This is a genomic window from Terriglobus roseus DSM 18391, assembly GCF_000265425.1.
Classification (GTDB): Bacteria; Acidobacteriota; Terriglobia; order Terriglobales; family Acidobacteriaceae; genus Terriglobus; species Terriglobus roseus.
On sequence record NC_018014.1, the window covers coordinates 1170053 to 1182860 of the forward strand.

The 12808-nt window shown below is 62.4% G+C and carries 8 protein-coding genes; 7 read left to right on the forward strand and 1 reads right to left on the reverse strand.

All coding sequences use genetic code 11. The features are described from left to right. Positions 1 to 73 precede the first annotated feature (73 nt). The 4 genes from rpsT (at position 74) to rodA (ending at position 4554) form a co-directional block, all read left to right on the forward strand. The gene (gene rpsT / locus TERRO_RS05075) at positions 74 to 349 is read left to right on the forward strand and encodes a 30S ribosomal protein S20 (RefSeq protein ID WP_014784926.1); all 276 of its coding nucleotides are present in this window, start codon (positions 74 to 76) and stop codon (positions 347 to 349) included. Positions 350 to 620: 271 nt separating this feature from the next. Continuing rightward, positions 621 to 1301 (forward strand): energy transducer TonB, encoded by a 681-nt coding sequence (locus TERRO_RS05080; RefSeq protein ID WP_157178253.1) that lies wholly within the window; start codon positions 621 to 623, stop codon positions 1299 to 1301. Between the two features lie 69 nt (positions 1302 to 1370). Beyond that, the gene (gene mrdA / locus TERRO_RS05085) at positions 1371 to 3404 is read left to right on the forward strand and encodes a penicillin-binding protein 2 (protein WP_014784928.1); all 2034 of its coding nucleotides are present in this window, start codon (positions 1371 to 1373) and stop codon (positions 3402 to 3404) included. 46 nt (positions 3405 to 3450) lie between these two features. Beyond that, positions 3451 to 4554 (forward strand): rod shape-determining protein RodA, encoded by a 1104-nt coding sequence (rodA, locus tag TERRO_RS05090; protein ID WP_014784929.1) that lies wholly within the window; start codon positions 3451 to 3453, stop codon positions 4552 to 4554. Here rodA and TERRO_RS05095 read toward each other — a convergent pair. Beyond that, a complete protein-coding gene (locus TERRO_RS05095; protein ID WP_014784930.1) occupies positions 4551 to 5573 on the reverse strand; it encodes an LLM class flavin-dependent oxidoreductase in 1023 nt (340 codons plus the stop codon). The genes rodA and TERRO_RS05095 overlap by 4 nt on opposite strands. A gap of 607 nt (positions 5574 to 6180) precedes the next feature. Here TERRO_RS05095 and TERRO_RS05100 point away from each other — a divergent pair. The 3 genes from TERRO_RS05100 to ampH all read left to right on the forward strand — a co-directional run bounded on the left by TERRO_RS05100 (position 6181) and on the right by ampH (position 12773). Next, positions 6181 to 9921: an Rne/Rng family ribonuclease gene (locus TERRO_RS05100; RefSeq protein WP_014784931.1), complete on the forward strand. Its 3741-nt coding sequence runs from the start codon at positions 6181 to 6183 to the stop codon at positions 9919 to 9921. A 193-nt stretch (positions 9922 to 10114) separates the two neighbouring features. Further along, a complete protein-coding gene (locus TERRO_RS05105; protein ID WP_014784932.1) occupies positions 10115 to 11092 on the forward strand; it encodes an outer membrane beta-barrel protein in 978 nt (325 codons plus the stop codon). A gap of 175 nt (positions 11093 to 11267) precedes the next feature. Then, on the forward strand, positions 11268 to 12773 hold the full coding sequence (gene ampH, locus TERRO_RS05110; protein ID WP_014784933.1) for a D-alanyl-D-alanine-carboxypeptidase/endopeptidase AmpH: 1506 nt from the start codon (positions 11268 to 11270) through the stop codon (positions 12771 to 12773). Positions 12774 to 12808: the final 35 nt, after the last annotated feature.

Genomic DNA, 12808 nt, shown 5'->3' on the forward strand with positions numbered 1-12808 from the left:
TCCGCATCGCGCTGCCTGTTTGAGCGCGCACCCAAGATTCGGCCCCAGGGCCAACTGAAGAGAAGAGAATTCGATGGCAAATCATGTTTCGTCGCTGAAGCGTTCCAAGCAGACCATTGCGAAGACGGCCGTAAATCGCTCCAACAAGAGCAAGCTGCGTGGCACCCTGCGCATGATGCGCGAAGCCCTGCTCAAGGGTGACGTCAAGGCCGCTGCGGAGCAGTACCGCACCACCGCGTCCGTGCTGGACAAGAGCGTCCAGAAGGGCGTGCTGCATGACAACACTGCATCGCGTTATAAGAGCCGCCTGAATGCCCGCGTCAAGGCGCTGGCAACCAAGGCCGCCTAAGCCCCTCTACTTTCCCGGTTCTGTGAAAGGCGCGGACTCTGTCCGCGCCTTTTCATCTTCTGTGAGGACGATTCGAGGCCTGATGACCTATCCGACCGTGGTGCTTCTTCTGACGTCCCTCGCTTTAACCGGCTCCCATCGGAGCGCAGTCGCTCAGAGTCTTTCTGAAACGGATCTAAAGACAATTCAGTCTTCGCTTGCGGATAAGACGCTTGTGCTGAAGAGCTACGCCGTCGATTCAGTTGTGGCTTACGAATCGGTGGAAGGGCACATGAAGCCTGCCCTGGTTCACAAAAAAGGTCTTGGGGTCTTCACACTCCGGGATGTTCGACAGAAGAACGGCTATCTGGAGATCGACGGATCCCAGAAGCTCTATGTGCGAACCGAGGGAACGCAGACCCTATCCCCGACACACGGAGATTCTCCAGTCGCCTTAGCAATCTATATGGCGAGCGTGCCGGACATGGCGAAGTTGGTAAGCACTCTGAAAGAAGAGCTGTTCTACGACAGCCTGCAGGAGGCCTTCGCGGCTGTGCCGGTCGATCAGCAACCGTGTATTCCGCTCGTCTATTCGCCCGCGAAGAGGGCGATACTGCCCGCGCCGCAGTGCCGTACGCCAACCGCAGCATCTGCGCCCGCCCCGCCTCACCTTACTAAAAACGGCGGCGACACGGAGATTCCACCGCGTGTCAGAGACGAGGCCGGACAAGGCCAGTGGATGGTAACGGTCGCTTTTACCGTCAATGAGCGCGGCGTTCCCGAGGCAGTGCATGTGGCGAAGCCTGCATTCTTGATCCCCAACTTCAAGCTGAGCGAATTAGCAGCGAAGGACCTGGACGAAAGCGCCGTCACCGCAGTGAAGAAGTATCGATTTCGACCGGCCATGCAGGATGGCAAACCAGTTTCCTTCCCGCTCTACGTAGAAGTTGACTTTCAGATCATCGACCGCTGACAGCGCTCACCAGACGCCTGACACCTCATGTACTTTAGCTAGAAGAGCAGCACTCCAAGGTACTCACCCATGCTTCCCACCGAACCTGACAAACTGATCCGCCGCGGCGAGAAGATCTCGCCGGTAAAGCTGGCTGCCGCGCAGTACATCATCACTGCGGTGCTGGTGGTGCTGGTCGTTGGTCTGTGGCGGCTGCAGGTTCTGGGTGCGGCGAACTATCGTCTGCTGGCTGAGGCGAACCGTGTGCGTAAGGTGCCAATTCTGGCGCCGCGTGGCCGGCTGTTTGACCGGGAAGGCCGGCTGCTGGTCGACAATTACTCGTCCGTGACCTGTTTCCTGCTGCGCGAGCAACTGCGCGATGCCGACCTGCCGATGATTGCGGATGGTCTGCACATCCCCATGGAGACGCTGCAGTACACACTGCACCACTTCCAGTACGCGCCTAAATATCAGCCCATCCCGCTAAAGCAGGACATCACGCCCGATGAGCAGGCCTTCATCGAGGCGCACAAGAATGAGCTTCCCGAGCTGGAGACGCTCGAAGAGCAGCGCCGACTGTATCCGCGCGACGGCTTCGCGGCGCACCTGATCGGCTATGTAGGCGAGATCAGCGAGAACGACCTCAAGAATCCCAAGTATGACTTCTACGAACCGGGCGACGTCGTCGGTAAGTCCGGCGTGGAAGAGACCTACGACGCTCTGCTGCGGGGCAAGGACGGCTCGCGCGATGTGATCGTCAACAGCCACGGCCGGGAGCTCGGCCGGCTGGGCGAAGAGCTTGCCGTTCCGGGTAAAGACCTGAAGCTGACCATCGATCTCGACATCCAGATGGCTGCGGAGAGAGTCCTCGGCGACAAGAATGGCGCCATCGTCGCGATGGATCCGCACACCGGAGAAATCCTCGCCATGGTCTCCCGGCCCACGTTCGACCCGAATGAGTTTGCGGTCCGCCTGACACGGTCGTACTGGAACCAGATCGTTACGGACAAGAACCATCCCCTGATGAACAAGGCGATCCAGGCGCAGCTCGCACCCGGGTCCACCTTCAAGGTCATCATGACGTACGCGGGCCTGCAGGAGAATGCCGCGCAGGATTTGCGCGTGGTTTGCAACGGCGGAGCGACCTTCTACGGCCACTTCTTCGGATGTGACCGCCACCACGGCATGGTCGACATCCACAATGCTCTGCCGTTCTCCTGCGACACCTTCTACTACACGCTGGCGAACCGGCTCGGCATCGATGCCATCGCGAAGTACGGCCACGAGGTCGGCATCGGCCAGAAGACGGGCGTCGATCTGCCGAGCGAGGCATCCGGCATCATGCCGTCACCCCAGTGGAAGCTGAAGGCGCAGCGCGACAAATGGTATGCGGGCGAGACCATCTCGGTCGGCATCGGTCAGGGCGCCGTACAGGCCAGCCCCATGCAACTGGCGCGAGCACTCGGCGGTATCGCCTCGGGCGGCGCGTTCGTGCGGCCGCATACGCTGTTTCCCGACGAGATTCCTGCGGATATGCGGCAGCAATATGAGGAGATGTATCCCGGCAGCGGCAAGAAGTCGGTCAACATCTCGCCGGAGAACTGGCAGATCATCACGGACAACATGGCGAACGTGACGCAGGGCATCGGCACGGCTGCCGAAGCGCACCTGGAGGGCATCGACTTCGCCGGCAAGACCGGCACGGCAGACGTCGTCAGCGGACGTAAGAAGGGCACCGCCGACAAGGCCACGCTGCCGAACGCATGGTTCGTAGGCATGACGCCGCGGCGCAATCCGGACATCGTTGTGGCTGTTCTGTGGGAGCACGGTTACTGGGGCAACAACTCGGCAAAGCTTGCCGCACAGGTGATTACCGCCTACGTCGACAAGCAGCGCAAGCGCGCCGGCAATCTGCGGCTGGAGCAGGCAGTGGTTCCAAAGCCCGCCGAGACGCCCGCTGACAAGGATGCCAAGCCAGCTCCAACAGCGACGGCGCCCGCTGCGAAACCGGACGGCTTAAAGCCTGCAACGGCTGTGTCGCCAAAGCCCAAACAGCCTGACGCGCCCAGGCCCGTGGCGCGGCTGGCACCTGCCGTCGCGCAGGAACCGATTCGCACGCCGTAGAAGCGGGCTGGCGACATCGGGCCAACTATACTGACCAAAGCCGCACATGACCCGATTCTCCTCGTATCGCGACTTTGACTGGACGCTGCTGACGTTCGTTCTGCTGATGTCGACCATCAGCGTGCTGGAGATCTATTCGGCCACGCTGCACACCAAGTTTCACGGCTTCCACACTAAGCAGATTGAATTCCTGTGCATCGGCATCGTGCTGATGTTCCTGATGTCGATGGTGGATTACCACTGGTTCATCGAGGTGGCGCATTGGGCGTATGGCGTCAGCATTGTGTCGCTGCTGGCCGTCTTGTTAGTGGGCAAAAAAGTGCTGGGAGCGCGCCGCTGGATTGGCCTGCCCGGCGGCACCCACTTTCAGCCTTCTGAGTGGATCAAGCTGGTCCTGATCGTAACGTCCGCGCGCTACTTCTGGGGGCTGGCCAATAAGGATGAGCTGGACTGGAAGGACATTGGCAAGGCCTTCCTGCTGATCGGCTTCCCCATGTTGATGGTGCTGAAGCAGCCCGATCTGGGCACTGCGCTGACGTACTCGCCGGTGCTGTTGGTGGGCTTGTTCCTGGGCGGCATCTCCTGGAAAAAGGGGCTGATCCTTGCCGTCACGGGCATAGTTCTGGTTACGGGCATCTGGAAGAGCGGAAAGGTCTTGAAGCCGTACCAGAAGGCTCGTCTGACCAGCTTCCAGCACCCTGAGGACGATCCCAAAGGTTCCGGCTACCAGGTGCGGCAGTCGCTCATTGCCGTTGGCTCCGGCGGCATCTGGGGCAAAGGCGCGACCAAAGGCACGCAGACCCAGGGTGACTTTCTGCCCATCCCGTACACAGACTTCATCTTTGCCGCGCTCTGTGAGGAGCATGGCTTCGTCGGCGCAGCCTTGGTGCTGATGCTCTACTTCCTGATTCTGATCCGGCTCGTGCAGAACGCGCAGACAGCCAGTGACCCGCCCGGCACGCTCTTGGTGATGGGCGTGGCGGGCGTCATGCTCTTTCAGATCGCGGTCAACATCGGCATGGTCGTCGGCATGATGCCGGTTACCGGTATCCCACTGCCGCTGCTCAGCTACGGCGGATCGTCCGTGCTCTTCACCTTCCTGGCGCTTGGCATCGTCATGAACGTGCGGATGCGGCGGTTTGTGAACTAGCGCCAGCCGAGGGCCGGCGCCACCGTCGTCAGGATCGCTTCCAGGACGTGCGCGTTGTACGCAACCCCAAGCTGGTTGGGCACGGTCAGCAGCAATGTGTCAGCCTCGGCGATCGCCTCATCCTTACTGAGCTGCTTTACGAGCAGATCCGGCTCCGCCGCATAGCCTCGGCCAAACACCGCTCGAAGACCCGGCCCCAGGAATCCGATCTTGTCTTCCTCGTTGCTGCCGCGACCAAAGTAGGCGCGGTCCAGGTCGTTCACCAGGGCGAAGATACTTCGGCTGACCGAGACGCGTGGAACTCGCGTATGCCCCGCTTCCTTCCATGCAGCACGGAAGGCTCGGATCTGGGCAGCCTGCTGGATGTGGAACGGCTCGCCCGTCTCATCGTTCTTCAGTGTGGAACTCTGCAGGTTCATGCCCCGTTGCGCTGCCCACACTGCCGTCGCATTCGAACCGGCTCCCCACCAGATACGGTCTCGCAAGCCCTCTGAGATGGGTTCCAGCCGCAGCAGTCCTGGCGGGTTGGGGAACATCGGCCGCGGGTTGGGCTGGGCGAAGCCTTTGCCGCCCAGAAGTTCCAGATACGTCTCGGCGTGACGGCGGCCCATCGCCGCATCGTCTTCGCCCGCGGCTGGCGTGTAGCCAAAGTGGCGCCAGCCGTCGATGACCTGCTCCGGCGACCCCCGGCTGATGCCCAGCTGCAGGCGCCCACCCGAGATCAGGTCCGCGGCGGACGACTCTTCCGCCATGTAGTGGGGGTTCTCGTACCGCATGTCGATCACGCCGGTCCCGATCTCGATCGTCTTGGTGCGGGCCCCGACCGCCGCGAGCAGCGGAAACGGGGAAGCCAACTGGCGCGCAAAGTGGTGGACGCGGAAATAGGCACCGTCCAGCCCCAGGCGCTCCGCCTCGACGGCCAGGTCGATCGATTGCAAAAGCACGTCAGTGGCGGAGCGTGTCTGCGATTGTTGCGACGGCGTCCAGTGGCCGAAAGAGAGGAAGCCGATCTTCTTCATAACGGTTAGATTCCCGACACTGGCAGAAGGCGCGGCCGGTGCGGCACGGGGATTGTGGTCGCTCTTTTATGCGCTGTGTGGAACCGGCGACGCGCACACAGCTAGCCAATCGCCCTGTGCATGATGCACAATAACGTCAGTTTCACAGAACCCATGCAGGCGCGTTCGCCGCACCGGGCTTTGGCAAGCAGCCGCTCAAGACGTGCGCACAGGTCGCCGGAGCGGTACACAAAAGGTTTAGCAACAACGAGTTACAGTCGCCGGCAAGGGGCCCAAGGGTCAGCCGCGGCTGGGTAAAGATCTGAGAAAGCAAGTCCTTAGCCGGACGGCAAACGGCCCCGTCTCCCACCCAAGGGAGGCAAGTGAGGTCACAAAGCCGGCAGGGAGTTGGTGAGAGGCAGCAATGCAGTACCAGACGCATCCAGGCACACAGCCACCCGGCGGGCGCATAGCGCTGGCTGGGTCGCGGTCGCTTGACGCGCGTTCCGGTACACTCTCCGCTTCAGACCCCACCCATCCGCGGAGAGCGGTTTCGCGCTAACCCAATAGCGCGGCACCGGTTCTGATTCGAAAGTCCCCTCATCCAGTGACGGAAGAGGCAGGACACATGTCGAAAGAAATCTATATCTCAACAACGCCGCACGAGACGCGGCTGGCCATCGTCGAAGACGAACAACTGGCGGAGATCTACTACGAACGCGAGAATGAGTACACGCTCGCCGGATCCATCTACAACGGCAAAGTAACGCGCGTCCTTCCGGGCATGCAGTCCAGCTTTGTGGACATCGGCCTCGAGCGCGACGCCTTCCTGTACGTCACGGACTTCATGGAAGAGGCGGGTGATTCCGCCGACTTCGAATCCGCCGACGGCGGTAGCCGCAAGCAGCAGGCCGCACCGCGCGAGCAGGGCGAAGCCGCTCCGCAGCGCGAGGGTGGCGGTCAGCGTGAAGGCGGCCGCGAACGCGGTGGCCGTGGCCGTCGCGACCGCAATGACCGGGATCGCGGCGGAGACCGTGGCGACCGTGGTGAGCGCCGCCCCGCAGCCGCCGAAGCAGCGCCGCCCGAGACCGAGAGCACCGTCTCCTTTGACGAACCGATTGCACCCGCGCCGACTGAGGCGGTGGGTGGCGTGGACGCGAACACCGAGGGCGGCAGCCGCCGCTGGCGTGGTCGTCGTGGCCGCCGCCGTGGCCGTGGCAGCCGTGAGGATCGTCCGCAGACCGCAGCTTCTGAGACCGGCGTCGCGCCAGACGTAACGCTCGAGGGCGGTTACGACGAGGACGAGACCGTCATCTCCGACATCGATGCGGAGACCAGCATCGAGATCGATAGGACCGCAACCCCTGCGACGCCCGCTGGACGGGAAGATCGCGGCGGCAAACGTGGCCGTAACCGCCGTGGCGGTCGGGACCGCGGCGAACGCACCGACCGTGGCGAACGCGGCGGAGATCGTGGCGATCGTCCCAGCGTGCGGGAGACTGCGCGCCCTGAGGACGCACCTCTTTATGACAACAGCTACGCCGGGTACGACGCGCCGGAAGACCTCGGCCCAGAGCCGACGGGCGAGCCCATCGTCCTGCCAGGCGAATCGCTGCGCAAGTATCGCGACCCCGCAGAGGTAGCCGCCGAAGAAGAAGAGGCACGCCGCAACGCTCCTCCCGCACGCGAGGTCCTGACCGTATCTGTTCCATCCATTGAGATTGTGGGCTGGGATGGCGGCGCCGTGCTGCCCGGTGAGACCATCCGGCCCCGCGGCAACTCCGGTGGCAGCAATGCCGGCAGTGACCGCCCCGCACGAGAAGATCGTGGCCGTGGTGGCCGCGAGGATCGTGGTGGACGCAGCGACCGTGGTGGCCGTGGCGATCGCAACGACCGCGGCCCGCGCGAAGATCGTGGCCGCTCGGAATCGCAGCAGAACTTCGCTGCCGCTCCGGCCATCGTGCCGACCCCGTCTGCACCGCAGATGACGGAAGAGCAGGCTGATGCGGCATCCACCGCCGACCTGGGTGCTCTGCCCGGTGAGACCATCGCCGCAGAAGCTCCCGTAGCAGAGTTCGCCGAGGCACAGGCGGAGTCGACCCAGACTGCGTCCGAGACCATCACCGAGGATGCAGCCGCTCCCGAAGGCGAACAGCACCCTGCCGAAGAGCACGCTGCGCCAACCGAGTTCGAGCCCACGGAAGGTGCAAGCGCCAGCATCAGCGATGCAGCCGCACGCCGCGACCTGCGTTTCTTCGGCCGCGAAATCCTCGGTTCGAAGCAGGCGGAGCCCGAAGCCGAGCCGGAACCGGTTGTTGAGCCTGAGATCTCTGCCGAAGCGGAAGCCGCCATCGAGGCAGCCCTGCCCGACCAGGCCGTCGAAGCCGCTCCCGCAACCGAGACGGAATCTGAGCCGGACGTCGCAACACCGGACGCCACCTTCTATGACCTGAACGCAGCCGCGGAGCCGACCGGCGAGTCCGACTTCACCACGCTTCAAGCCTCGGGCGAGATGATTTCCATCGACACGGTTAACACGGTCGAGGAGCAGGGCTTCCCCCCGATCCCAGCGCAGGATCAGTCCGAACCCGCAAACCCCGTCTCAAATGAGGCTGCGGTCCAGTCCGTAACGCTCGCCGAGGCGGAGACCACGCCCCAGCCCGTCTTCGCGACGGAAGAGCAGACTGACAACGAGGGCGCTGAGCCCGGGATCCACGCCTACGGCGATGGTGACTTTGAAGAAGAAGAGATCGACGGCGAAGAGTACGAGTACGACGCCGCTGCTACCGGCGCCGACGATGCCGAGAGCGAAGAGTACGAAGAGGAGACGCTGGAAGGCACAGCGGACCTCGGATCCATGCTCCACGAGATGACACTCGACAGTCAGACCGGCTCCGAAGACGAAGACGAAGACGAGGACGACACGGAGGAGACCGACGCCAGCGGTGGCTTCACCGAAGCCGACTTCGGCGGCGCGGAAGAGGACGAAGACGCCCCTGCCGGCGAAGCGACCAGCACCAATGCAGACGGCCGCCCCGGTCGCGCCGAGCGCAACCGTCGCGGTGGAAACAACAACGCAGGCGGCGGACGCGACCGTCGCGGAGGCCGCAATAGCGGCGGCGACCGTGGCCGTGGCCGCGGACGCCAGTCCATGCAGACGACCGACCTGCCGGCCATCAACGAACTGTTGAAGCCCGGCCAGGAGATCCTGGTGCAGATTGCCAAGGAGCCCATCGCAAAGAAGGGCGCCCGCATTACCTCGCACATTGCGCTGCCGGGCCGCTTCCTTGTCTTCATGCCGACGGTGAACCACACCGGCGTCTCGCGCAAGATCTCGTCGGATGAAGAGCGTCGCCGCCTGAAGTCGATTCTTCTCTCTGAGAAGGGTGACGCGCAGGGCGGATTCATCGTTCGCACGGCTGCCGACGGTGCCAGCGAAGAGGAGCTCCGCAATGATCTCCGCTTCCTGATCCACCTTTGGAACGACATCAAGATGCGTTCTGAGTCGTCGAAGTCGCCGGCCCTGATCTATCACGATCTCTCACTCATCGAGCGCATCCTGCGTGACCAGGTAACGGACAACTTCTCCGCCATCTGGGTCGATACCGAAGCCGAGTACGAGCGCGTTCTTCGCTTCCTGCAGCGCTTCCAGCCCTCGCTGGTGCGCCGCGTGAAGCTCTACACGAAGGAGACGCCGCTGTTCGAGCACTTTGGCGTCACCGCCGAGATCGACAAGGCGCTCAAGGCCAAGGTGTGGCTCAAGTCCGGTGGATCCATCGTGATCAACCAGACGGAAGCGCTGGTTGCCATCGACATCAACACTGGCAAGTATGTCGGCAAGACGGCACGGCTCGAGGACACCATCCTCAAGACGAACCTGGACTCGATCCCCGAGATCGTTCGCCAGATCCGTCTCCGCGACCTTGGCGGCATCATCGTCATCGACTTCATCGACATGGACGAGCGCAAGAACCGCGCGAAGGTCATGCAGGCGCTGGAAGATGCCATGCGCACCGACCGTGCACCGTCGAAGATCCTGCCGTTCAACGACTTTGGTCTCGTCATCATGACGCGCAAGCGTGTGAAGCAGTCGCTTGAGCGCACGCTCTGCATGCCCGATCCCGTAACCGAGGGCACCGGCATGATCAAGTCGCCCATCACCATCGCCAACGAGATCTACGTGGAGATGAAGAAGATGCATCGCCACTTTGAGAAGGGCGATGTCATGCTCCGCGTGCATCCAGAGGTCGTAAAGACCCTGAAGGCGAACGGCGGCAAGCGTCTACAGGAACTGGAAGAGATGACACGCAAGACCATCCTGGTCAAGAGTGATCCCTCCCTCAGCCCCGAGGCCTTCGACATCCACTAGAAAGCATCGAACTCAACAAAGCGGACACTCGAAGAGGGTGTCCGCTTTTGCTTTACTCAGTGAAAGCTTTGTTGCAATGGCGCGCAATGCCCGTGATCCAAAATGCTCCAGATGGCGTCCCACAACTAAAGCTTTTTGTACGTGTTCTTTCTTTGTAAGCACGAACCTTGTTCGCACAGGAGCGTCCAGCACTATGACTTCCAGCATCCGCCTCACAGGCCTGCGCACTGGCCTTGCGCTCGCAGCGTTGTCCGTCACTCCGGTCATGTTCGCCGCAGCGCCAGCAGCCACGCCGGACGCGGCAACACCCGCGGCAGCATCCATCTTCAACATTCCCAACCCGACCGCGGACTACCGCTACCAGCCTGCAGGCGTCAGCAGCAGTGACGATGTCATCGCTGCGAATGATCCGTCCTCGTCGCTGGATGCAGAGCGTGACAGCCTGAGCTACGACGGTGCACAGCCGCCGCCGGGCCGCCGCCGCTCCTACGGACGTTCGCGCTATCAGGACCGGATGCACAACGCGGACGGCTCGTCCAAAATTGCTTTCGTGGCAGGCGCAGGCATGAACGTGCCCAACGGCAGCACGGCGAAGTACTACACGCCGCACTTCGCGCTCGATGTGGGAGCCGGATTGAACTTCAACAAGACCTTCGGCATTCTTGCCGAGTTCTCGTACCAGCGCATGGGCCTCACCGCCGGCGCCATCAACCAGGACTACACCAACACCTACAACTACTTCATCAGCCAGGGCAATAACCCCTCTGACGTCTCGGACTATCTGTCGGGCTTCGACGCGAACGCGCATATCTGGGGCATCAGCGTAAACCCGATCGTCAACCTCGTCGGCCAGGGGAAGGTCGGCGCCTATGTCACGGGCGGCGTTGGTTACTACCGCAAAACCACCAACTTCACCCTGCCGCAGCTTACGCAGAACATCTACGGCGGCATCGGTTACGTAAACTCGACCTTCGATAGCTACGGCGCAGGCGGCCTCGGCTACAACGGCGGCGTCGGTCTTACCTACAAGCTCTCAGAGTTCAGCAGCGAACGCCTGTTCGTTGAGGCACGCTACCAGTGGGTGGATCTCGGCAAGACGAACAATGACTTCTTCGCCTACAACAAGCGCAACACGGGAACCATTCCAATCACGGTCGGCGTTCGCTTCTAAGCATCACTCAGACTCAACAAAAGGCCGGGCCAATCGCCCGGCCTTTTGCTGCTCGCAGGCAGAGCATCTGCGACGGTTCCCATGGCACAGCATTACGCGTCCCGCAGAGCATCACAGTGACCTAAGGTAAAAGTGAGTCTCCATCCAGGCCTGCCCGCTCACCCATAGGAGTTCTGTGCACTTTCGCCGTACCGCTGCCGCCTGCCTTGCACTGACCGCCGCAACTACCGGCTGCCACAGCCGCGCCAAGCCCGACGCTGCCAAGTCCTCGTTGAAGCCAGTCTCACTTGCGCGCCTCAGCAAAGTGGAAGCCCCCGCACCGCCTCTTGGCCCGCCGATGGACTCCGCCGGCGTCATGGCAGAGAACATCTTCCGCCGTACCGCATCCACCGGCATGGTCGCGATCGTGGTGCGCGGTGACGAGGTCTGGATGTCCGGCTACGGCCGCGTGACGCCCGGATCGAATGAGAAGCCGCAGCCCGACTCGCTCTTCCGTCTGTGCTCCATTTCAAAGATCCTCGCGACCGATCTCCTTGCAAAGCTCGTCGCTACCAAGAAGGTCTCGTTCGACGACCCGCTGCAGAAGTTCGCACCGCAAGGCGTGACAGTACCGACCATGACCGTGCGCGGACCAGTCGCGCGCCCTCTGAACCTGGGCGACCTCGCGACCCACACGGGCGGCCTGCCACGCGAGATCGCGTACCCGCCTGAGGGCTTTGCGCACTTCACCTTCCCCGACTACCAATATCGCTGGCAATGGCTGCCGCAGTTCCGTCTCCGCACGTCACCCGGCGATGCGGCGCACTACTCCAACATCAGCTTTGATCTGTTGTCCGACGCCATCACCGCAGCCTCTGGTGAGAGCTATCTGAAGTTCTTTCAGGATCAGACGGCGAAGCCGCTGGGTCTAACCGACACCACGCTCTCTCCCAACGAAAGCCAGTGTCTGCGTCTGATGGGCGGCGCGCGTGAGCCGAGTGAATGCACCGACACGCAGGCTGCTGCAGGGTCCGGCGGCATGTATTCCACAGCGAACGATATGGTTAAGGTTCTTAAGTATTTTCTGAACCTGCCCGGCGTTCCCGTCCATGCCAACGGCCTCTCGACGGGTATGTATCTCGATCCCACAAAGCTGCACAGCATCCAGGGTCTGGGGCATGCGGGCGTGCCGGATGGCATTGGCCTGGGATGGATTGAGATCAACAAGGCCAACGGCCCATCGCGTATCGTCGAGAAGACTGGCGGCGGGGCAGGCTTTCAGACCTACATCGCCCTAAACCCGGCGCGGCATGCAGGCGTCTTCCTGGCCAGAACGCAGTCGCGCAGCGGCGGCGGTGCCAACATGTTCCGCGAGGCGAACGACATGCTGCTGGCCATGGTCGGCCTGCCGCCGGTACCGGTCGATCAGGATGACCCGGAGCGCGAACGCACCGCGGAAGACCTGATGGAAGCCCGATCCATACGTCCAGTTGGCCGGGCCGCAGTAGGTCGTCTAGTACGAGCGAAGGTGCCGGTGCGCTCGATCCACTCCAGAACCACGCCGGCAGCACGCGCTAAAGCCACGCCAGCCCGGACAAAAGCTACAGCTTCGCGCTCGAAGCCTGCACCATCGCGGTCGAAAGCCGCGCCGGCACACGCAAGGCGAGCGGTGTCTGCACCCGTCCATCGCAAACGTCGTTAAGCGGGCTTACATTTCGATTTTAGGAAGTGGCTCAA